Origin of the sequence: Eubacterium sp. BL-380-WT-2B, from assembly GCF_009696115.1 — a bacterium.
GTDB classification, from domain to species: Bacteria; Bacillota; Clostridia; order Eubacteriales; family Eubacteriaceae; genus Eubacterium; species Eubacterium callanderi.
Map to the genome: position 1 here is coordinate 386,006 of NZ_VUMP01000006.1, position 21,192 is coordinate 407,197.

The following is a 21,192-nucleotide window of genomic DNA, read 5'->3' on the forward strand; positions in this document are numbered from 1 at the left end:
TTTTAAGGAGACCCTGCAAAAGGGGTCTCCCTGCTCCCACTGGTTTTTAAGTTCTTATAAAGGAGAAAAAAATGGACGCAAAGAAAAGAAAAGGCGTCGGGTTTGGTATCTTTCTGGCGTGCAGCTCCGCGGTTGCGACCGGTACCTTTGGCATCTTTCTGCACTACCTGTCGGCCTTTGGGCTCAGCGATGATACGGTTACCCTCATCGGCCCGGTATTTATGTTTATTGCTTTTTTACTGATCGCGCTCATCAAGGACCGCAGGCTGCTCCTAGCGCCGAAAAAGCTGTATTATTTTACAATGATTGTGGTCAGCGGTTTTGTTTTGTATCCGCTGTATAATTTTACTTATGTACGTGTATTCGCCAATCTGCCCATGGCCATCGCTTCCCTGTTCCACTTCTCAAATTCCATCGTTTTGGTGTTTTTGATGCGGATTCTGTTTAAGCAGAAGATTACTAAGGAAAAACTGATCTGCTGTGTGCTGGCCATTGTCGGTATTATGCTGGTGCTTCAGGTTATTACCTTCGGCGCTGTGGCGCCGGATGACAGTGTCCCAATCACGAGCATGGGAATCTTCTGGGGCGTGGCGGTTGCCTGTGCCCTGGCGTTTGTTTATTCCATTGACTATTTCCACATCAGCCATGATGTGCCGGTTATCACCACTCAGATTTATGCCTGCCTGTGCAGCTCCATCATCCTGCTGATCACCTCTAATCCAGCGGCGGTCGGCCAGAACATCATGGAATCTGTTTCCGCAAACGGCGCCATCGTCATTGTGGTTGCCCTTGTTTACTGTGCGGTGCTCATGTGGTCTTACTATTCTATTACGGCCTGTTATAACTATATCGACGCCTCCTACGGCGCGCTCACTTTTGTTCTGGAACCCAGTGTCGCGGCCATTCTTGGCTTTATTATACTGCACGAAACGCTGACGCCTCTCCAGATGCTGGGGATCGCCATTGCGGTTTGCGCCATTGTTTATATGCAATACTCCGAGGGCAAACGCGAAAAGGCCGAGCTTGCCGCCCAGGCCAAAGCCACAGGTCTCAACCAGGATTCTGCAAATGCAAATCCTGAAGTTGACGTCGAATAGCCTTCATGTCCAAAGGAGTGTGAAAGATAATGTCTCTTCTCAGGCATAAAGGCGCCGCCTACGGCGTCCTGCTGGCCGCTTCCTCCGCGGTGGCTACCGGTACCTTTGGTGTGTTTCTGAACTATTTTGACAGCCTTGGCATTTCCGAAAACGCCATGTCGACTTTTACGCCGCTGGCTGTCTTATCTTTTTACCTTATCTACACCCTTGTCACACAGCCAAAGGTTCTCAAGCTGCCTAGGAAGCTGTTCTATTTTACCCTCATTGTGTGCAGTGGAATGATCGCATCGCCTATTTATATTTATACCTCGATCCGGTCTTTTAACACGCTGCCCATCGCTGTCGCCTCGCTGTTGGATTTCTCGAACGCCATTGTTCTGGTTTTTCTGATGCGCATCTTTTTTAAATCGAAGATTACCAGAGAAAAGGTGATCGCCTGTGTCATTGCCGTTTTTGGAATGGTGCTGGTACTCAATCTTTTCGGCACACATGTCAGCGATATTACAACCATTGGTATTTTCTGGGGGCTGGCCAACTGTTTCAGCTTAGCTTTCGCCTACCTTTTTGATTATTTTCACATTTCAAACGGCGTTTCTTATCTGGCCTATCTGGTCTATTCCAACGCTATGGGCCTCATCGTTTTTTCCTTTAAGACCACGCCAGCCGAGGTGTTCCGGGAATTCGCGGCCGCTGCCCCTTCAGGCGGCCTGACCATGTGGCTCATGCTGCTCGGCTACTTTGCCGTTCTGGTCATCTCCTATGGGACCATCGCCGTTTCTTACAATTATATCGAAGCCTCGACGGCTTCCCTGACCTTTGTCCTTGAACCCACCACAGCCGCGCTTTTGGGCTTTCTCGTCCTGAGCCAGCATCTCGGCTCCCTCCAAATCGTCGGGATGGTCATTGCTGTGTGCGCCATTGTCTATATGCAGTATACTGGTGACAAGGCCGATGAAGCCCAGGCAAAACGGAATGAAAAGAAAAAAGCGGTTCAAAACGAGTGATAAATCTGGAAATGAAAAGAAAAAAATGGCAGCCGTACCGATTGAGGTATAGGCTGCCATTTTTTGATTTTAAAGGTAAAATCGCTTCATAACTTTTTTACAATCTTTTGCAGAAATTCTTTAAATTATGGTATTTCAGCCTTTCCTGTATATACGATAGTAATAATAGCTGTCACTTCCCATATTAGGTTGAATATGTCCAATAGGGGTCCTTTTTTCAAATAATTCAAAACCACAGCTATCTGCCAGCTTGCAGGAAGGTGTATTTATACAATCGATCGTTAAAATTAAATAGGGAACATCTGACACTTGAAAACACCAGTTAACAAGAGCAGTTACTGCCTTTTTTGTATAGCCTCTGTGTTGATACTTCTCGCTCATGAAGTATGCAACCTCAACTTCGTTTAATGTATCTTTAAGTCCCATACCAACCATTCCAATTAGTTCGTCTGTTTTTTTTAACACAATAGCATATCGTTTGTTTTCAAAAATATCCGTTGATGCTTTCTTTGTTTGCAGCCAATCTATAAATCCATAAAAATCTTCAGGATTTTTGGCATTCTCAGACCAATCTTTCATAAACTTGACAATTGCACTTTCGCGCACAATGCTATGAAGAGGCTCGGCATCTTTTCGACGAAAATCCCTGATCAATATCTCATTTAATTCTATCTGCATAAAGCTGTACTCCTTGCCGCTCTTAAAATAAAGACTGCACCTATATTTTTTCAAAACGATTTATAAACCCTGATCCTTAAAAACACCATTGCTACAAGGCAGGTCATAAAGTTAACGCGTCAAAAAAGAGCTGTGCCACTCAGCTCTTTTTTAGTTATTCTCTTTTAAAAATTGTTTTTCGAACTCATCTACCGGCATGGGTCTGGAATAATAATAGCCCTGGGCCGCCAGACATCCGCAGTCATTCAGGAAGGCTGCCTGCTCGTTGGTCTCCACACCCTCGGCAATGACCTGAAGCTTCAGATCATTGATCATGCCAATGGTATGCTCAATGATGGTCTTGCCCTTCTGGGTCGCCACACTCTCGTTAAAGAATTCACGATCCAGCTTGATGGTGTTGACCGGAACATTTTTAAGCATATTGAGCGAGGAGTAGCCTGACCCAAAATCGTCCATTGAAAAGGAGATTCCCTCCTCTCTCAGGCGCTCCATGCCGCGGTACAGGTCTACAGTGTTCTCCACAAAGCTGCTCTCGGTCAACTCGACCTCCAAAAGCTTTTTGGGAATATCGTACCTTCGAATAATGTTCAGCAGCTTTTTATAAAAATTCGGGTTGTACACCTGTACTCTGGACACATTGACTGATACTGGAACTGCCACCATCCCCCTGTCCAGCCAGGATTTGATGATCCGGCAGGTCTCTTCCCAGACATATTCGTCCAGCTTGATGATAAAACCGTTGCGCTCAAAGAGCGGAATGAACCTGTCGGGGGTCAGGAACCCCCTCTCGGGGTGGTCCCACCGCACCAGCGCCTCAGCGCCGATCACCGAGCCGTTCTGCACGTTGTGCTTGGGCTGGAGGTATACCTTGAACTGGCGTTTGTTAAGAGCCTCATTCATTTCATTTTCAATGCGCCGCTCATCAAGCTGCTTGGCTCTCAGCTTTTTATCATAAAAGGCCCACTGCTTGATCAGGCTTCCCTTTATGGTTTTCTGGGCCAGATTTGCCCAATCGCAGAGAATACTCATCTGGGTATCGCGGTCTTTCACAATACAAATTCCACAGGAGGGCATGACCTGATAGCTCTCCGAAAACTGGTTGATCTCTTTTAAAATCTTTTTTATGCGCACGAGCAGAGGATCGCCTGAAGCATAGGACATACAAAGGCAAAACACATCACTGTTCATCCGCCCAAAGGCATCCATAGTCCCCATGTTGGCCGAGATAACCGTCGCCATAAAGCGGAGCAGGCGATTGCCCTCCTCACGCCCGTACAGGTCGTTAATAAATTTAAAACGGTTGACATCCAGACGCACCACGGCAAATTTCTGGCATGGATGCTCCCTGACCAACCTCTCAGCCTGGGCGTAAAAGGTGTTGATATTGTAGATACCGGTCAGCAAATCAAACTCTGCCCTATACTTCAGAGTTTCGTGGACGCGCTTGGATTCGTCGATATTGTTCAGAGTACCGACCACCCGCTTGATGCTGCCATCCTCATTATAAAGCACATTGAAGACCACTTTGCACCAGATGTAGCGTCCTTCTTTGTTGCAAAGGCGTATCTCCATCTCCACCTGCCCGTTACTGATGGCCTCCATACTCATTTTCTGCTTTAATACATCAATATCCTTGGGGTGGACCACCTCGTCGTCAAGCCATATTTCCTTGATATCCCGTCCGTCATAGCTACCCATGAATATTTCAGAGAATTTGGGCGCATAGTAGCGCTGGCTTGTCCCAATAATCCATTCAAATACCAGGGTATTCGTCTGCTCGATGACCAGACGGTAACGCTCATCGTCCATCTGCTTTTTCTGGAGACTCTCGTTTTCTTTTTCAATGTCTTCCAGCTGCTTCTTGTAACCGATATCCATGATAAAGCAGAGCAGTATCTCATCCTCACCACCGCCAGAGACTGCCGGAAAAACCGTCAACGAAGCCCAGTGAAAATCCCCATCTACCCATAACTTACGGAACTCGCCGATAACGCTGCCCTTTCCGGATTCCAGAGTCGCGTATACTTTATCGAGATCAAAAAATTCCAAAAACCGTTTCGAATCCTCCGGGTGGATCATGTGTTCGGCCACATCGGCAACAGCCTCCGATAATATGCCTTCTTCCGGCGGTGTCACATACTTATTCTCCACATGGTAGATAATGCGATAACGGTTTCTTGTAACGTTCAGTTCATAGAGCTCGTCGTAAATATTGCGCAAAGCCACATCGTAAATATTCTTTTCAATGTTTTTATTCATCTTCTCTTCTGCCATTTTACAGCTCCTATTGTGGGTTTAACTGCAGCTCAGTTGATAGTGGTTGTTTAGGCCCTTTAGCTTTGCGTCTCTGTCTTTCAACAGATTTGCCCTGATATTAATTCTATTTATAACCAGCTTCTATTATATAATAGATTTTTTTGAAACACAACTCCTATTTTTTACAAAAAAACAGGCTTAAAGCCTGCTTTATACATTTATTCGTCGTCGTCCTCTTCGTTAATCAGATAGGTCAGCGTGAAAAGGCTGTCGGTGATATTTACACTCTCTACCACCACGTCATCGGGCACTGTCAGGTCCAGAGGAACAAAGTTCAGAATCGCCTTGATGCCCAGTTCTACAACACGATCAGTGGTTTCCTGCCCAACCTTCTGCGGCACACTCAGGATACAGATATCAATTTTGTGGTGCGCGACAAAGGCGTCAAGATCATCCATATGGTAGACTGTTACATTGCCGACCTTCTTACCGATCTGATCCGGGTCCACATCAAACATGGCCTTGAAATGGATGCCTTCTTCCTTAAAACGCTCATAATTGACAATGGCGTGCCCCAGGTTTCCAGAACCAATAATAATGCAGTTATACTGGAGATCAAGCCCCAGAATTTTGCGAATGGCCTCCTTCAGCTCTTTTACCTTATAGCCATATCCCTGCTGCCCGTAAGCACCAAAAGAATTCAAATCCTGCCGGATTTGTGAAGCCGTCAGCCCCATCATTGCCGCCAGCTCCTTAGACGAGATTTTTTCAATATGTTGATCCTGTAAATCGGTTAAATACTGGTAATACTTGGGCAGACGCTTAACAACTGTCATCGATACCCTTTTTGAAAAAGTTTGCATTCTGCACTCCCCTCCTGCGTCGTACTTATCCTTTTTATTATATCAAGTTGTTAAAAAAACGTCAATTTTTATGACCGAATTAATCAAAAAAGTGTCAAAGTTTTTTGAATCTTTCAGAAACCAAGCAATATGCGCCTTCGGTGTGTCTTTAAAAGCAATTAATCTGTAATATCTGACATCAGGTTAAGATGCGGGCTGCCGATCACCTTAGCGACATCCAGCACAAAAGCGATACCCATACCCGGCCTGTCAATTTCGATTTTTTTCTGGATTGAGCAGAGCACCGCGTTCCTTATGGCCGCGTCCACAAGAATCAAAACAATCTCCTTCTCCGGCTCTATGGTAATACCGAAAAACCGCGCGTTCTCATGAATCCCGGATCCGCGGCCGTACATAACAGTCGCTCCGTCAGCACCGCCTTGTTTGGCTGCGTCAATGACCTCGCCGGACATATCCTTTTCCACAATCACCACAATCAGTTCGGTTTTAATTTTATTTCTGTCTTCCATTTTTTCCTCCATCATTCGCTAAGTAATCTACATATTATATATGATTAAAATCTTCTGTCAATACCGATTAAGAATCACTGGACTGTTTTTTGCACTGCCTTTTTCTATAGGCTTCTTTCTGCTTGTAAAAAAAGCCCAGGAACAGGGTTGTCAGGATCGGTGCGAGAGCAATTAGAGCCACGACGCCAAAGCCGTCCAGCAGCGGATTACGACCCGGTGTCGCGCCTGCCACAGCTACTGAGAGGGACAGAATAAAGGTCGAGCACATTGGACCAGTAGCCACGCCGCCGTTATCAAAGGCCATAGCCAGAAAATTCGGCTCCACAAAACGGCCGAGAATAAAGGCCAGTATATAGCCGGGAACCAGAATCCACCAGAGGGAGATACCGGCCAGCAGCCGGATCATGGCTGTCATAACCGCCAACGCTACCCCCAGTGAGATGGCCAGCAGCATAACCCGCGCCTTGATGGCGCCGCTGGTCATTTCCTCAACCTGCTTAACCATGACCTGGACGGCCGGCTCGGCAAAGGCGACAAGAAAGCCAATGGCAAAGCCCAGCGGAATGAGAATCCAGCTGTACTCAAGCTCTGCGAGCGCTGTTCCCAGAAACTCACCTGCGGGCACAAAGGCAATATTTACACCCTGGAGAAACAATACCAGCCCCAGATAGGTCACCACAAAGCCACCCATAATCCGCTTGATGATAGGCGCCCGCAGCCGCAGTGCAATGGCGTTTAAAAACAGGAAAATCAACACAATGGGCAAAATGGCCAGAAAAACCTCCCATGCCACCTCTGCCATGCCGTGAAATAAATGATATATCTGATTCATCGGAAGATCACCCCCAAAATCATGACGGCCAACACCGGCCCGAGTGAGGACAGGGCGACCATCCCAAAACTGTCTGTTCCTTCCCTGCTGGTTCTTACGCCGCTGGTAATCCCACTGCCCAGACTCAGTATAAAGGGCACTGTGATGGGACCAGTGGTAACGCCGCCGGAATCAAAGGCTACTGGCGCCATCTCAGGGTTGGTAAAAAAGGACAGGGCAAAAACAGCAATATATCCGACGATCAGGATATGGTACAGCTTCATCTGGAAAACAAACCGCAGCAGGGCGATGACCAGGAAAATACCGACCCCGACCCCGACCACAGCGATAAGCATTGTCCGATTGATCGTTCCATCCGAGACTGCGGCCACCTGGCCGGCCAGTACCTGCACATCCGGCTCGGCAATGGTCACGAACATGCCCACAAAAAAACCGGCGGCAATCAAAATTTTCAGGCTTCTCCGGGAGACCAGAAAGCTTCCCACACGTTCGCCGACCTCCATCATGGAGATATCCGCACCAAACAAAAAAAGCGCCATGCCGATCATCATCATGATGGCACCGCCGATAAAGGACACAAGCATTTCAGACGTAAAGGGCGCCCAGATACCACTGATGATCATAATCAGAACCGTCATTGGCAAAATTGATACAAGAACTTCTTTAAAGCTATTAAGCAGTTTTTTCATCAAACCTCCTCCTCATTTTGGAATACATTCTTTTTATACCCACTTAGATGCAAAATATTCATCATTTTGCAAATTTCTTTTCCCTGCCCCTGTCCGCAGTCGACATACACCCTCTTTTTTGGTATCATATATAAGGAATACTATGGAAAGAACAGGCAGAAAACCTTATGCTTATCAACATTGAAAATCTTAGTTTTAGTTACGGCATCAATGAAATTTTTAACCAGCTGAGCCTCTCCATACAAGAAAAGGAAATGATCGGCCTGGTGGGGCGCAACGGCTCAGGCAAATCCACCTTTCTCAAGCTCTTGGCCGGCCAGCTTACCCCCGACAGCGGCGTCATCAGCAAAAAATCCAACCTGACCATCGGTTATCTGGCCCAGGAAGCCGATTTTCCCGCGGACACCACGCTGGACGCCCTCTTCCTCTCTGTCTTTGAGCCTCTCATCAAAATGGAGGAGCGTCTGCGTGAGCTGGAGCACCAGATCGGCGAAACAGACGGCGCAGAGCAGGAAAAGGTCATGAAAACCTACGGCGAGCTGCAGGACCGCTTTGCAGAGCAGAAGGGCTATGAATATCCCAGCCGCATCCGGGGTATTGCCAAGGGACTCGGCTTTACCGATGAGGATATGGCAAAGCCCTTTGGCGTCCTGTCAGGCGGCGAAAAAACCCGGGCCGCCCTGGGGCGCAACCTGCTTCAGGAGCCTGAGCTTCTGCTCCTCGACGAGCCCACCAACTACCTGGACATCGACTCCCTCCAATGGCTGGAGCAGTTTCTGAAGGCCTATGACGGCGCCTTTGTCATCATCTCCCATGACCGCTACTTTCTGGATAAGGTCTGCGGCCGTATTTTGGAGGTCTCACGCCATTCCCTGGACAGCTACAGCGGAAACTACACCACCTATGTCGAAAAGAAAGAAAAGCTGCTCATGGATCTGGATCACCAGTATGCTCAGCAGATGCGCGAGATTAAGCGTCAGCAGGAAATGATCGCCCGGTTCCGCCGTTACAACTCTGTCCACAGCTCCAAACGCGCTGCCAGCCGTGAAAAGGCTCTGGCAAAAATGGAGGTGGTGGAAAAGGTTCAGACAGAATCCGACGCCCATTTCAACTTTAAGCCCCGCATCCAGAGCGGCAAGGATGTCCTGACCGTCCGCGATGTGTCAAAATCCTTTGATGGGCAGCCCCTTTTTGAAAATATTTCCTTTGACATCCACCGCGGCGACAAGGTGGGCATCATCGGCGCCAACGGCATCGGCAAGACCACCCTGTTCCGCATCATCCAGGACAAGGTGTCGCGGGACAGCGGCGTCATCGAGTACGGCCACAAGGTCCACATTGGCTATTATGACCAGGAAAACAATGACTTAAAGCAGTTTTATGACAAAAACCTCCTGGAGACCCTCTGGGACATTGACATGCATTTTACCAAGGGCGAGCTGCGGAGCATCCTGGCCGCCTTTCTTTTTACCGGCGACGATGTGTTTAAGGCTGTGAGCTCTCTGTCCGGCGGCGAAAAGGCCCGGCTTCTTCTGGCACGCCTGATGCTGTCCCAGTCCAATTTCCTGCTCATGGACGAGCCCACCAACCACATTGATATGCGCACAAAGGAGATTCTCGAGAACGCTCTGATCGCCTATCAGGGAACGCTCCTGTTCATCTCTCATGACCGTTACTTCCTCAACCGGGTGGCGACCAAAATCTATAACTTCACCCCCACCGGCATTGAGGTCACCCTTGGCAATTACGACGACTATATCCATTACAAGGACGAGGCCGCCCTCCGGGAGGCCCTGGAGGCAGAGAAAAACCGGACGGTGATCACCAAAACCAGACAGAAGGCAGACCGTAAAAAGCAGAAGGAGCAGGAGGCCGCATTTCGCGGTAAAAAGAAAGAACTGAAAGCCGTGGAAGCCGATATTGAGCACCTGGAAAACGAAATCGCAGATTATGAAGCCCAGATGTGCCAAAATGATTTTTATGACGACCTGAACAATGTAAATGCTGTAACCGTAGCCTATAATACCGCCAGGGAGGCTGTAGCCAGCCTGACAGAGCGCTGGGAGGAGCTACTGCTCGAAATCGAGGAATGGGAGGAACAATAATATTCTTCTTATCCCGCCAGATAATCTCTTGATTGTCATGGGATAATTGTTATAATAATCTAAAACCAGAAATCAAGGGGATAAAAATATGAAATTAAACGAACAGGAAAAAAGAGTTCTGAACAGTCTGTTCAGCGGCATTACAGGAACGACCCGGAACGAGATGCTCTGCGCGCTTTATGCCGCCAAGCCTGCCAACGACGGCACTGTGGATTCACAGGAGATCATCACGCTGGTCAACGGGCTCATCTTAAAAATTTACAACGCAGAGCCTGAGGAAATGCAGGAGGTATTCGCCGGCATTCCCTACGAGGTTTAGAAAAGAAAAGCTGTATGGCCTTGCACAGGTCATACAGCTTTTTTATTACTCTGTTTTAGCGCTCCATTTCATGAGCTCATTATAATCCGGGTAGGCGCCCTTTTTCCAGATTTCGCCGCCAACAACGGTAATGGGCATTGCTTCAACGCCCTCCTGCAGCAGTACCTGCTCCACCGGACGGACCTCTGTCATCAAGCTCGGATTATCCCAGATATTAAATACATTAATGGTGATCCCGGCATTCTGGAAAGCCTTCAGGAGCACATCAAAATCAATGATTCCCTGCTCACCGTTATGATTGAGTGTCGTTTCATAAATATTAATTTCTGCCATCCCCAAAACCTGCTTTCTTTCGTTTTCATTATTATACCACAGTCCGCCCGCCCCAGTTAATGGCAATATCTGTCCTTCAATAGAAAAAAATAGAAAAAACGGTATACGCCGTTTTGACGTATACCGCAATATATTGTTGTTTTTATATGCTTTTTGCATTTTTTACGCTATATATACCACCTCTCCCATTCTGGCTATAAAAACGCCCGAAATGCAAGGCGCGGCGTTTTTTAGCCGAAGGAGCATATTTTAAATATGTGACTGAGGCTCAAAAACGCTGCAACGCAGCAGTTCGGGTGTTTTTGACGCCAAAATTAGTACCAGCCTTTAAGCTTCATGGCTTTTGCAATCTTCTTAATAGCGTAATTGAATGCCGCTGTACGCATATTGGAGGCTTTTTCATTGACCAGTACATCGTATACGCCGTTGAAGGCTTTAACGATCAGGTCTTCTTCTTTTTCAAAAACTTCTTCCTTGCTCCAGTAGTAGCCCTGAAGGTTCTGAACCCATTCAAAGTAAGATACGGTAACCCCGCCGCTGTTTGCCAAGATATCCGGCACAATAAACACGCCTTTTTTAATTAAAATCTCATCGGCTTCCGGTGTTAACGGTCCGTTGGCGCCTTCGCTGATGATCTTTGTATTGATTTTATCCGCGTTGTCCTTGGTGATGGCTCCGCCCAGACCACATGGCAGGAGGATATCACATTCGATTGAGAAAACTTCGTCTTTGTCAAATGGTTTTGCGTCTGGATAGCCTGCCAGGTCATTGCCGTTTTCTTCGTAATATTTCATTAAGGCAGGAATGTTCATGCCTTCTGCGTCATAAAGACCATTACGGCTGTTAGCAATGGCGATAATCTTGCAGCCCTGTTTGTAGAGCCATTCCGCCGCAAAGCTTCCGACATTGCCAAAGCCCTGGAGCACAACGCGCGCGCCCTTCAGGTCCAGACCAATTTTAGCAGCCGCTTCACGCACAGTAAAGCCTACGCCGTAGCCGGTGGCCTCGGTTCTGCCCAGAGAACCGCCCAGTTCCAGTGGTTTACCGGTGAATACGCCGATGTTCTGGCTTCTGGTGATGGCGTTGTATTCATCAATCATCCAGGACATGATCTGGCCATTTGTGTTAACGTCTGGAGCCGGAATATCAAACTTTTCACCGAACGCCGGATGCATTGCCTTCACAAAGCCTCTTGTTAGATTTTCAAGCTCACGTTCAGAAAGCTTCTTAGGATCAACGGTGATACCGCCTTTACCGCCGCCATAAGGGATACCGGCTACAGCACACTTCATTGACATCCATGCAGATAATGCTTTTACTTCGCCTTCGTCAACCCCTGGATGAAATCTTAAGCCACCTTTTGTTGGTCCAAGTGCGGAATTATGCTGTGAACGGTAGCCCTTAAAGACTTTCTTTGTTCCATCGTCCATCTGGACTGGGAAAGATACTTCGTAAAAGCGGTTAACCTCGCTCAAAAGATCGTATACGGCTTCCTTATTATCCAGTTCCATTTCATCAATTGCATTGCGCAACTGCTGTCGGTACATTTCAAATTCACTCATCATTTTACGTGTTCCTCCTACGTATTGTATTAAATTGTTGCTTCCTTAATAAATATTATAATATTAATGTATACATTAGACAATATTTTTTTGCTATTCTTTGGCTTTTTTTTAATACACTAAAGCAAAAGACCGAATCCGGGTCGGATTCGGTCTTAAGAATTTTTAATTTAACACTCTTCTGGACCACAGGGTTACACCTGCGATCATCAGTGTACATAAAAACAGAGGGATAAAGTCAATGTTATCCTCAACGCCAGTGGATGGCGCTTCGGAGACCTCTGAGATCTCTGGCTGTGCTTCTCCGGCCTGCTCACCCATGATATTGTCCGCTGTCTGTAGGCTGCCTGCCGCAGACTCCAGCTTTTCCTCACTGTTTACAATGGTCTGCTTATTAATATTGTCCGACGCAGTCGAGACAGTAAAGTTCCGAGCCTCATCGCTGGTGTTTTCTTCGCTGTTGCCAAAAAAAACAGCGCCTGAAATCCCCTCAGCATTCTCCGGCATCTGGTAATCCTGCACATTGCCTTCATCGCTTAAGGGTTCGATGGACGCCACCGCGCCATCTTTGGTTTTGACCATCATGTTGACTGCCATACGCTCGCTGCCCTCTGCCGGCTCTGTAATCACGCGGAAGTTGGCACCCGCCGGTATGACAGCCAGCACTTTATTGCCAGGCCCGCTGACAATTTCATCGTTCAGCTCTATACTGATAGTGCTGTTCAGGGCATTGGAATCCACAAAGACTTCTGCCAGATTTTTCGGTATTTCTGGAACAGCCGCTTTATCTTCCGGCTGCCGAACCGTAGTTTCTGGCGCTGGCGCTTGTTCCTCTGTCTGCTCTGGTGTAACCGCTTCGGTATTTTCCTCCTGTACCTCTGCCTCCGGGCTTACTGTCACAGCCTCATCCGGCATCGCCAGCGGTTCCTCTGCAGAGGGTGTTGTCTGAGATTCAACCGTCGTCGACGGTTCTGTTGTCAAGGTCGTTTGCTTTGGCGTTGTCTCCTCTGCCAAAACAGGGAGGCAAACGAATACCAGTAAGCCAGTCAAGACAAATAACATCTTCTTAATACTGTTCATTGCTCCTCCTATCTTTTTCCTTTTTAAAATTCTTAGTCATTATATCACAAGCCTGTTTCTTTGAAAAGTCGTTTAAGACTATCCTTCTTCTGGAAAACAAGGGAACACCGCCCTGCTATTTGAAGCTTTCTTAAACATGCTTAGAGGGTTTTAAGCCGGATAGTAAAGGTCGTCCCTTCCCCCATCTCCGACACTACCTCGATAGTGCCGCCGTGAGCCTTTATAGTGTAGCGGACAATGAAAAGCCCAAGTCCCTGAGAGTCATTTTTCTCACCGCGGGTGGTATAAAACCGGTCGAAAATTTTTGGCAGAATATCCGGCGGTATGCCCGCACCGTTATCGGAAAACCGGATCACCACCCAGCCCTCCTCCAGCGTAACCTCAACCACGATCCTGCCGTTCATGGGTGTGAAGCTCATGGCATTGTAAAACAGGTTTTCAAATACCCGGTAAATAAGCTCTGGATTTCCCAGAATTTCAATGGGCTTCCCGGGCTTGATGATGCTGAAACTTATGCCGTTAGCCTCCGCATCCGGACGGTTGTTTTCATAAAAGTCATCCAGCAGCCCGCCAATATCCATTCTTTCCTTTTTCATGACAGCCTCGTCCTGGCTGGTAAACTCCTGGAGGCTGCGAACCTTTGTCTGTACTTCGTTGGATTTCTGGTTAATCACCTCGAGATAGCGCTGAACTTCCTCATCCACCTGCACATCGCCATACTTTACCAGCTCAATGAACCCCTGGATGGCTGTTACCGGCGCTTTGAGATCATGGGCCAGATCAGAGAGAAATTTTTTACGCTCGTTCATCAGGGTTGTCAGTTCTCTGGTACGTACAGCCACTTCCTCCTCAAGATGTTTTGTGAGCCGTCTGTTTTCACTCAAAACCTGCCGGTAGTAAAATACCATCATCCCACCGAAGATCAGTACCAGAATAAAACCGCAGTACTCGCTCTGCCAGCCAGTATAAATAGGCTCAAAGGCGTTGCTGCTGGTAATCTGGACCAGCAGGCTGATGCCAAACACGGCGTTGGCAGCCATCAGGAAATAAGCCTTTGTCTCCCTTCTTTTAAGGGCCAGAACCGCGGCGGTCATCAGGTAAACAAAGACCAGAAGCTGATAAAAATCCAGGAAGCCGCCATAGGCGTTGATCAGCCAGGGCGCGCCCGGCAGCACCAGGAGCGGCACCACCACTGAAACCATGCACATGGTGGCAGAAAGCGGCAAAATAAAAGTCCGGTAGATGCTTTTCCGATCCACCTGTGATATAATACTGCTGATAGCAATAACGCATAACAGCATAATATAGCTGGTACAGTCCTCCAGCGCATAGAGGGATTCTGCCAGCGGAATTCCCATCCAGCGCAGCGGCTGATAAGCCACATGCAGTCCAAAGGACAGCGTCATGAGTCCATAGTAAAAAAAGAGCCTGTCTCTCCCTGGAGACATCCAGACCACCAATGTAAAAACAGCGATGACCAGGCTGGAGATACACAGAAATGCGTAAAACAGCTGATTTACAAAAATCAGATGGCTGACTTCATTCGCCTCTCCCAACACCGGCGGATAATATATTCCGCTGTAGTAATGGCTAAAATTGGCAGTATTGATGAGAATATCCGTTTCCGCCCCCGCCTCAAAGCTGACGACTGTGTTTTTAATATAAGGTTCATACTGCTGAGGATCTATGTTTCCCAGAGCTTCCACCTGCTCACCGTTTACCCAGATAGCCGCGCTCGAAAATATCTCCTGAAAGGCCATGCTCAAAATAACAGGCTCGCCTTCGTTGATGATTTTCAGGTAATAGGCGCCGGTCCCATAGGGGGAAACCTGAAAATTGCGCATAGAAAAATCAGGGTACTCACCGATATAAATGTATTCTGTCTGTTCAGGCTGTTCAGATCTATCCGCAGCAAAATCCTCTGGATTCATCTGTTTTCCCTGGTAAAAAGCCCATCCGTCCACCAGGCAAAAAAGCTTATCTCTTGAAAAAGCATCCGCTGTCAGGGTCAAAACGCCTTCTTTTGCCTGCGGCGTCGTCTGGGTATACTTATTATCCACCCGGTAAAGCTGCTGTATCAACACCAGGCACAGGGCCGCAGAAACGATTAAAACAATCAGCCCGGTTGTAATAGCATTTAATTTCTTTTTCATCTCATCATTCCATTTCGATTATTTATAAGGAGAACCGTATGTTAGCAATTCGTTCAGTAAAATACTTTATTTTGTTTATGATCCTCCTTTTAGGCGCCGGAATCCTTCCCGGAAAAGCAAGTGCCATGGTCATTGGCCCGCCAGTCCCACCGGCCGAGGCATCCCCCAGCTGCGACGCTATTCAGGCATGGCTGGATGAGAACCAGGACATTGGCGGTACCTATGTTCTCAGAGGGGATCTTATCATTACGGACTCTCTGAGCATCTATATGCCCGACGCGCCTATCACCATTGAGGCCGGCCCTTACCATATTTATGTTGAGGATACCGCTCTGCTTGAGCTCATCGGCTCCAACATCACCATTACTGGAGACGGCGGCACAGAGGGGCTGATCCGTACCTCAAGCATGGGAACCCTGATCTTTGCGGAGTGCAGCATTACGGCAAAAAATGGCACCGGGCTCTTTTACGAGGGCGGCGAGCCCACAAGCTGGTCCATTGATGTGGGCGGCACGCTGCATGCACCAACCTTTATCCAGGCTTTCGGCGACAACGCACGCGGTATCGTCTGTGAACAGCCCGACCCGCTTTATTTGTCCAACACCTTCGTCAAAGCAGATGGCTCGGGCAGCGCCTGTGTTTCAACGGTCTCTGATATTTCCATGAGCAACTGCCGCATTACAGCTGAAGGCGAAGGAGCCGTTTCTGTCGTTTCACAAAACGGCAGGGTTACAGGAACCCTGTGCCGGCTCACACCCAAAGCGCCCCAGTTTTCCGATGACGGCACGCGGTGGATCATCACTGAAATCGACGAGCTGAATTTTGTGTTGCCGCCTTTCACTGTATATAATGAGAGCGGATTGCCAAACTACATGACTGTAAAACTCGTAAACAGCGAAAACCCATATGACACCCGCTACATTGCTTTGGCTGTCACCTGGGACCGGATCGTCTATGATGCGGGGCTTGAAAAAAACGAACCCTTTACCCTCACCGGAGCCCTGGAAACGCAGGAGAATATCCTCAATGATAATAACCAGACACCTACAGCGTATATTTCTTTTAAAACAGCTACGCCCATCGACGACCTGAGCGTTACCACCACGCCTGATGTCAAAATATGCAGACTCGTCTTTAACTTTACCCCACCTTCGGGTGCCTCCTCTGTAAAGCTTCAAAAATCAGTCGATGGTGGCAGCAGTTGGACCAGCGAGGATATCACTCAGGCCTACAGCCAAAATGACGATGGCCAAGCCCTATACGAAGAAATCCTGAAAGAACCCGGCATAGCCCTCTACCGACTGAAGGTAACTGGCTCTTCCTTCGCAGGTTACTCCAATACGGTTACCTGCACCTTTAAATCTTTACCTCTCACCGGAGATGATCCTGAAGATATCGACGGCACCCGGGGCGGCGGCGGAAGAAATGAGCCTGATCGGAATACGGACAGCAATATCTTTGAGAATATGCTTGAATACTCACCTTTCGGCAACGCTACGAACCGCTCTTCTGCAGCGAAACGCTTCTCTTCCGGAGATAATAAAAGCAATTCGCCGCTTTCTCAAAATGATGCTGGCAAGCTTCGGAAAAACACGCCTTCATCAGATAGCAGCACAGTGATTTCCTCCAAAGATCAAAACAATCCTCAGGCCGCCACAGACACCTACAATGTCTGGTCTAGATTGGGTCTGTTGTTTGTTATCCTGTTTTTTATCGGTGCGGTTCTCTGGCTGAACCCGGCCTTTCGCTCCCGTTTTTTCAAAAAATAGTTTTAAAGCTGAGGCATTTACGCCTCAGCTTTTTTATCTGCAACAAATTTATAGCCCTTTCCCCAAACCGTCTGGATGTACTGATGATCCTCAGAAAAGGAATTGAGCTTTCTCCTGATCTGCGCCACATGGACCTGAACAGTGTGCGCGTTTCCCAAATCCGGCAGCTTCCACACCCTTTCAAAAATATCTTTCTGGGAAAACACCTGATTTTCATGATTTGCCAGAAAAAACAGAATATCAAATTCCGCCGCGGTTAAAGAAATCATATCCTCCTTATAGGCTACGCTCCTTGCCGCTTTGTTGATACTCAGTTTTCCAAAATCCAGTGTTTCACCGCATTTAGTCTTTCCCTCCTGTTGGCGTATACGTGCGCAGATGCGCAACTCAAGCTCTCTCAGGCTAAAGGGCTTGATGACATAATCATCGCCGCCAGAAACAAAACCGTTGATCCGCTTGTCCTCTTCAGCATAATTTGACACAAAAATAATCGGGACATTCGTCTTCTTTTTTACTTCTTCACATACCTCAAAACCATCCATATCTGGCAGCGCCACATCCAGCACAATACAGTCCAGGGGCATATGCTCTGAGGTCTTCAGGCACTCCCCCGCGTTCTGGGCCGTGTATACCTTATAGCCGCGGCTGGTAAAATAAATCCTTGTTACTTCCAGTATCGAAGCATCGTCGTCTACAATCAATAAATTATACATTTTGCTCTCTCCTACCTAAGCTCCAATAAAGTCATTATACATAAAAATGCCCATTTTGAAAACTAAAAAAGCAGGATATTAAGCTTTCACTTAATATCCTGCCTACTATAAAATCATATCACTTTATTTATATTGGCTTTTATTACATCATTGGCATTCCGCCGCCGCCCATTGGTGGCATTGCAGGAGCTGCTTCTTCTGGCAAATCAGCAACAGCAACTTCGGTGGTTAAGAACATAGCGCAGATGCTGGCTGCATTCTGAATCGCTGTACGGGTTACCTTAGTTGGGTCGATGATACCAGCTTCAATCATGTTTACAAACTCGCCTGTAGCAGCATTGAAACCAACACCAGTGTCTTTCTTGCGCAGTTCATTGACGATAACAGAGCCTTCAAGACCAGCGTTTTCAGCAATCTGACGAACGGGTTCTTCAATGGCACGGCGGATGATTGTGGCACCGATTTTTTCGTCACCTTCCAGTGTTTCGATTAAAGCGTCTACCTTGTCTAAGGTTTCGATGAATGCAGATCCACCACCAGGTACCATACCTTCTTCAACACCAGCTCTTGTCGCGTTCAATGCGTCCTCGATGCGGTATTTGCGTTCTTTCAGTTCTACTTCGGTAGCAGCACCAACCTGAATTACAGCTACGCCGCCAGCCAGTTTAGCCAGACGTTCCTGTAATTTTTCTTTATCATAATCAGATGTGGTTTCAGGGATCTGAGCCTTGATCTGAGCAACTCTTTCTTCAACAACTGCACGGTCACCCTGGCCGTCAACAACAATGGTGTTGTCCTTGTCAACCTTAACCTGACGCGCACGCCCTAACATAGACATATCGGCATTTTTCAGTTCCAGGCCAACTTCTTCGGAGATTACCTGACCTCCTGTTAAAGCAGCGATATCCTGTAACATGGCTTTTCTTCTGTCACCAAAGCCAGGAGCTTTAACAGCAACACAATTGAAGGTTCCTCTTAATTTGTTCAGTACTAAGGTTGTTAAAGCTTCGCCTTCAACATCTTCAGCAATGATTAAGAGCTTAGCGCCCTGCTGTACAATCTGTTCCAGCACTGGGAGTAATTCCTGGATATTTGTGATTTTCTTGTCTGTAATTAAGATATACGGGTTGTCTAATTCTGCAACCATCTTTTCAGTATCGGTTACCATGTAGCCGGATAAGTATCCTCTGTCAAACTGCATACCCTCGGTAAATTCCAGTTCAGTCCCCATGCCCTTGCCTTCTTCAACAGTGATAACACCGTCGTCGCCGACTTTAGTCATGGCTTCTGCGATTAAATCGCCGATTTCAGTATCAGCGGCAGAAATAGAGGCAACCTGAGCTTTTGCTTCTCTGGTTTCTACTGGTTTGCTGTTCGCTTTCAGTTCGTCAACAACAACTTCCACAGCCTTTTCGATCCCTTTTTTCAGAACCATTGGATTCGCGCCGGCTACAACATTTCTGTTACCTTCTCTTACAATAGCCTGAGCTAATAAGGTAGCGGTAGTAGTACCATCACCAGCTACATCGTTTGTTTTGGTAGCAACTTCTTTAACCAGCTGAGCGCCCATGTTTTCAAAGGCGTCTTCCAGTTCAATTTCTTTAGCAATGGTAACACCATCGTTTGTAATGGTCGGAGCACCGTAGCTCTTTGCTAAGATAACGTTTCTTCCTTTTGGTCCTAAGGTTACTTTGACAGCGTCTGCCAGTTTATCTACGCCAGCGATCAGTGATTCTCTGGCGTCTGCACTGAATTTAATATCTTTTGCCATTTTAATCTTCCTCCTGAAAATTTATAATCTATTAAATGTGGTTTTCTGAATTATTCAACAATTGCTAAGATGTCAGACTGTTTCAAAATCAAGAATTCTTCTTCACCGACTTTTACTTCAGAGCCAGCGTATTTAGAATAGATAACTTCATCGCCTTCCTTTACATCCAGCGGCACTTTTTTGCCATCAACGATTTCACCGGAACCTACAGCAACAACGGTTCCCTGCTGTGGTTTTTCCTGTGCAGAACCTGGTAATACAATACCGCTAGAAGTCGTTACTTCTTCTTCTTTAACTTTGATTACAACCTTGTCTCCCAATGGTTTTAAACTCATTTTTGATTCCTCCATTTTTAATGATTTATGATTTTTATTATTATCTTCTTGTTAGCACTCATTACCTCCGAGTGCTAACATTATATTAAACCATTCTCTCAAAATTTGCAAGACCTTTTTAATAAATTTAATGACTTTTTTCAGGTTTACTTAATGTTTTTCCATGAAAGGCCCTCTTTAGGGCGATTTCTGGCCTTGTCATTTCTCTTACACTTTAAAAAAGCGTAAATGCCTGCAAATATCAATCGAGTATTTGTACATCTTCCTTCGTCAAAGTAATCTGTATCCTCACTATAAATCGTCCCATCATAAACAGGACAGGCTCCCCTTCAAATTTTTCAGCAAACATTTTGCCACCGCCTGTCCAGACATGGGATTCTGCCCTGTTATCAAATGCCCATCCTGTACCGCAAAAGAACTAAAAGCGCGTTTTTTCACAAATTTTGCTCCCCGATTCCTAGCTTCTTTCTCTGTACCGAAAGGTACTAAGCGTTTTTTTCCGCTCAGAATTTCTTCTGTTTCTGTAAAGCCTGTGAGTGTTTTACCAGATATAAGATAGCTCCCATCTGATGTTTTTATATTCAAAAGCCCTGCCAATCCGTGGCATACCGATGTCACATAACCTCCCTGCTCATAAATCTCTCGGCTGATTGCCTGCAAAGCTTTGTTGTCCGGAAAATCCCAGACCACACCATGGCCGCCTGTATAATAGACCGCCAAATAATCGGAAGCGTTTATATCCGATGGTTTAAGGGAATTTGACAATGCTCTGTTTTGGAAATCCTCTGAGCCATAAAGAGCAAATACTTCCTCATTAACATAAGCGTTCTTCAGGCTCCGAGGGTCAATCGGCACATAACCGCCCCTGGGACTGACATAATCAAGCCCATAACCAGCCTGTATCAATTCCTTCACAAACTCAGTCGCTTCGGACAGCCAGAGACCTGTCGCCTCATTTTTCGTTCCATATTTCGCAGTATTGGTCAAAATCACTAATATTTTTTTCATCTTTATCCCCATTTCATATCAAAAGTTCTGATTGATCACTACAACTTATATACCGTTTCAGATAAAATCTAACCATTAATTCTTCCACCTGCAGACAACAGAACACTTTTCAGATT

19 protein-coding genes and 1 riboswitch are annotated in these 21,192 nt (G+C 46.9%); of the genes, 5 read left to right on the top strand and 14 right to left on the bottom strand.

Annotated features, from left to right (window positions below; genetic code table 11):
• Nucleotides 1-71 precede the first annotated feature (71 nt).
• Entirely contained in the window at nt 72-1,097 is a 1,026-nt protein-coding gene (locus FYJ53_RS14110) for a DMT family transporter (protein ID WP_090413450.1), read from the top strand.
• Between the two features lie 29 nt (nt 1,098-1,126).
• The gene (locus FYJ53_RS14115) at nt 1,127-2,101 is read left to right on the top strand and encodes an EamA family transporter (protein ID WP_148428725.1); all 975 of its coding nucleotides are present in this window, start codon (nt 1,127-1,129) and stop codon (nt 2,099-2,101) included.
• Nucleotides 2,102-2,236: 135 nt separating this feature from the next.
• Here FYJ53_RS14115 and FYJ53_RS14120 read toward each other — a convergent pair whose 3' ends face one another.
• From FYJ53_RS14120 to FYJ53_RS14145, 6 genes are all read right to left on the bottom strand, one after another.
• Entirely contained in the window at nt 2,237-2,779 is a 543-nt protein-coding gene (locus FYJ53_RS14120; protein ID WP_148428727.1) for a GNAT family N-acetyltransferase, read from the bottom strand.
• Nucleotides 2,780-2,929: 150 nt separating this feature from the next.
• A complete protein-coding gene (locus tag FYJ53_RS14125) occupies nt 2,930-5,053 on the bottom strand; it encodes an EAL domain-containing protein (protein WP_148428729.1) in 2,124 nt (707 codons plus the stop codon).
• 23 nt (nt 5,054-5,076) lie between these two features.
• A riboswitch (cyclic di-GMP riboswitch) is annotated at nt 5,077-5,157 on the bottom strand.
• Nucleotides 5,158-5,253: 96 nt separating this feature from the next.
• Entirely contained in the window at nt 5,254-5,898 is a 645-nt protein-coding gene (locus FYJ53_RS14130) for a redox-sensing transcriptional repressor Rex (RefSeq protein WP_013379366.1), read from the bottom strand.
• Nucleotides 5,899-6,056: 158 nt separating this feature from the next.
• Nucleotides 6,057-6,407, bottom strand: a complete 351-nt coding sequence (locus FYJ53_RS14135; RefSeq protein WP_041689827.1) for a P-II family nitrogen regulator — start codon at nt 6,405-6,407, stop codon at nt 6,057-6,059.
• A gap of 67 nt (nt 6,408-6,474) precedes the next feature.
• Nucleotides 6,475-7,239 carry a DUF1538 domain-containing protein gene (locus tag FYJ53_RS14140; protein WP_013379364.1) on the bottom strand — a complete coding sequence of 255 codons (765 nt, stop codon included), beginning with the start codon at nt 7,237-7,239 and terminating at the stop codon, nt 6,475-6,477.
• Entirely contained in the window at nt 7,236-7,928 is a 693-nt protein-coding gene (locus tag FYJ53_RS14145) for a DUF1538 domain-containing protein (RefSeq protein ID WP_013379363.1), read from the bottom strand. The genes FYJ53_RS14140 and FYJ53_RS14145 overlap by 4 nt, the downstream gene beginning before the upstream one ends.
• Nucleotides 7,929-8,095: 167 nt before the next feature.
• On the opposite strand from FYJ53_RS14145, the gene abc-f reads away from it, so the two are divergent.
• Entirely contained in the window at nt 8,096-10,033 is a 1,938-nt protein-coding gene (abc-f, locus tag FYJ53_RS14150; RefSeq protein ID WP_148428731.1) for a ribosomal protection-like ABC-F family protein, read from the top strand.
• An 88-nt stretch (nt 10,034-10,121) separates the two neighbouring features.
• Nucleotides 10,122-10,352 (top strand): hypothetical protein, encoded by a 231-nt coding sequence (locus FYJ53_RS14155; protein ID WP_038354041.1) that lies wholly within the window; start codon nt 10,122-10,124, stop codon nt 10,350-10,352.
• A gap of 45 nt (nt 10,353-10,397) precedes the next feature.
• Here FYJ53_RS14155 and FYJ53_RS21170 read toward each other — a convergent pair whose 3' ends face one another.
• From FYJ53_RS21170 to FYJ53_RS14175, 4 genes are all read right to left on the bottom strand, one after another.
• Nucleotides 10,398-10,685 carry an arsenic metallochaperone ArsD family protein gene (locus FYJ53_RS21170; protein ID WP_158308580.1) on the bottom strand — a complete coding sequence of 96 codons (288 nt, stop codon included), beginning with the start codon at nt 10,683-10,685 and terminating at the stop codon, nt 10,398-10,400.
• A 314-nt stretch (nt 10,686-10,999) separates the two neighbouring features.
• Complete coding sequence (locus tag FYJ53_RS14165; protein ID WP_148428733.1) at nt 11,000-12,250, bottom strand: Glu/Leu/Phe/Val dehydrogenase; 1,251 nt, start codon at nt 12,248-12,250, stop codon at nt 11,000-11,002.
• A 162-nt stretch (nt 12,251-12,412) separates the two neighbouring features.
• A complete protein-coding gene (locus tag FYJ53_RS14170; protein WP_013379356.1) occupies nt 12,413-13,327 on the bottom strand; it encodes a hypothetical protein in 915 nt (304 codons plus the stop codon).
• Between the two features lie 140 nt (nt 13,328-13,467).
• Complete coding sequence (locus FYJ53_RS14175) at nt 13,468-15,480, bottom strand: sensor histidine kinase (protein ID WP_154557386.1); 2,013 nt, start codon at nt 15,478-15,480, stop codon at nt 13,468-13,470.
• Between the two features lie 38 nt (nt 15,481-15,518).
• Between FYJ53_RS14175 and FYJ53_RS14180 the strand changes: the two genes are divergently transcribed.
• Nucleotides 15,519-17,249, top strand: a complete 1,731-nt coding sequence (locus FYJ53_RS14180) for a hypothetical protein (protein ID WP_154557387.1) — start codon at nt 15,519-15,521, stop codon at nt 17,247-17,249.
• A gap of 17 nt (nt 17,250-17,266) precedes the next feature.
• Here the strand turns inward: FYJ53_RS14180 and FYJ53_RS14185 are convergent, their stop codons facing one another.
• The 4 genes from FYJ53_RS14185 to FYJ53_RS14200 all read right to left on the bottom strand — a co-directional run bounded on the left by FYJ53_RS14185 (nt 17,267) and on the right by FYJ53_RS14200 (nt 21,076).
• On the bottom strand, nt 17,267-17,962 hold the full coding sequence (locus FYJ53_RS14185) for a response regulator transcription factor (protein WP_148428738.1): 696 nt from the start codon (nt 17,960-17,962) through the stop codon (nt 17,267-17,269).
• 142 nt (nt 17,963-18,104) lie between these two features.
• Nucleotides 18,105-19,733 (bottom strand): chaperonin GroEL, encoded by a 1,629-nt coding sequence (groL, locus tag FYJ53_RS14190; protein ID WP_013379351.1) that lies wholly within the window; start codon nt 19,731-19,733, stop codon nt 18,105-18,107.
• A 50-nt stretch (nt 19,734-19,783) separates the two neighbouring features.
• The gene (gene groES, locus FYJ53_RS14195) at nt 19,784-20,068 is read right to left on the bottom strand and encodes a co-chaperone GroES (protein ID WP_013379350.1); all 285 of its coding nucleotides are present in this window, start codon (nt 20,066-20,068) and stop codon (nt 19,784-19,786) included.
• Between the two features lie 306 nt (nt 20,069-20,374).
• Nucleotides 20,375-21,076 carry a type 1 glutamine amidotransferase domain-containing protein gene (locus FYJ53_RS14200; protein ID WP_148428740.1) on the bottom strand — a complete coding sequence of 234 codons (702 nt, stop codon included), beginning with the start codon at nt 21,074-21,076 and terminating at the stop codon, nt 20,375-20,377.
• Nucleotides 21,077-21,192 lie beyond the last annotated feature (116 nt).

Excerpts from the sequence above, each read along its gene's own strand:
- FYJ53_RS14200 (WP_148428740.1), bottom strand. The coding sequence starts at position 21,076 with ATGAAAAAAATATTAGTGATTTTGACCAATACTGCGAAATATGGAACG.
- groES (WP_013379350.1), bottom strand. The coding sequence starts at position 20,068 with ATGAGTTTAAAACCATTGGGAGACAAGGTTGTAATCAAAGTTAAAGAA.
- FYJ53_RS14120 (WP_148428727.1), bottom strand. The coding sequence starts at position 2,779 with ATGCAGATAGAATTAAATGAGATATTGATCAGGGATTTTCGTCGAAAA.
- FYJ53_RS14140 (WP_013379364.1), bottom strand. The coding sequence starts at position 7,239 with ATGAATCAGATATATCATTTATTTCACGGCATGGCAGAGGTGGCATGG.
- FYJ53_RS14170 (WP_013379356.1), bottom strand. The coding sequence starts at position 13,327 with ATGAACAGTATTAAGAAGATGTTATTTGTCTTGACTGGCTTACTGGTA.
- FYJ53_RS14165 (WP_148428733.1), bottom strand. The coding sequence starts at position 12,250 with ATGATGAGTGAATTTGAAATGTACCGACAGCAGTTGCGCAATGCAATT.
- FYJ53_RS21170 (WP_158308580.1), bottom strand. The coding sequence starts at position 10,685 with ATGGCAGAAATTAATATTTATGAAACGACACTCAATCATAACGGTGAG.
- FYJ53_RS14155 (WP_038354041.1), top strand. The coding sequence starts at position 10,122 with ATGAAATTAAACGAACAGGAAAAAAGAGTTCTGAACAGTCTGTTCAGC.
- FYJ53_RS14130 (WP_013379366.1), bottom strand. The coding sequence starts at position 5,898 with ATGCAAACTTTTTCAAAAAGGGTATCGATGACAGTTGTTAAGCGTCTG.
- groL (WP_013379351.1), bottom strand. The coding sequence starts at position 19,733 with ATGGCAAAAGATATTAAATTCAGTGCAGACGCCAGAGAATCACTGATC.
- FYJ53_RS14135 (WP_041689827.1), bottom strand. The coding sequence starts at position 6,407 with ATGGAAGACAGAAATAAAATTAAAACCGAACTGATTGTGGTGATTGTG.
- FYJ53_RS14175 (WP_154557386.1), bottom strand. The coding sequence starts at position 15,480 with ATGAAAAAGAAATTAAATGCTATTACAACCGGGCTGATTGTTTTAATC.
- FYJ53_RS14145 (WP_013379363.1), bottom strand. The coding sequence starts at position 7,928 with ATGAAAAAACTGCTTAATAGCTTTAAAGAAGTTCTTGTATCAATTTTG.
- FYJ53_RS14185 (WP_148428738.1), bottom strand. The coding sequence starts at position 17,962 with ATGTATAATTTATTGATTGTAGACGACGATGCTTCGATACTGGAAGTA.
- FYJ53_RS14125 (WP_148428729.1), bottom strand. The coding sequence starts at position 5,053 with ATGGCAGAAGAGAAGATGAATAAAAACATTGAAAAGAATATTTACGAT.
- FYJ53_RS14115 (WP_148428725.1), top strand. The coding sequence starts at position 1,127 with ATGTCTCTTCTCAGGCATAAAGGCGCCGCCTACGGCGTCCTGCTGGCC.
- FYJ53_RS14110 (WP_090413450.1), top strand. The coding sequence starts at position 72 with ATGGACGCAAAGAAAAGAAAAGGCGTCGGGTTTGGTATCTTTCTGGCG.
- abc-f (WP_148428731.1), top strand. The coding sequence starts at position 8,096 with ATGCTTATCAACATTGAAAATCTTAGTTTTAGTTACGGCATCAATGAA.
- FYJ53_RS14180 (WP_154557387.1), top strand. The coding sequence starts at position 15,519 with ATGTTAGCAATTCGTTCAGTAAAATACTTTATTTTGTTTATGATCCTC.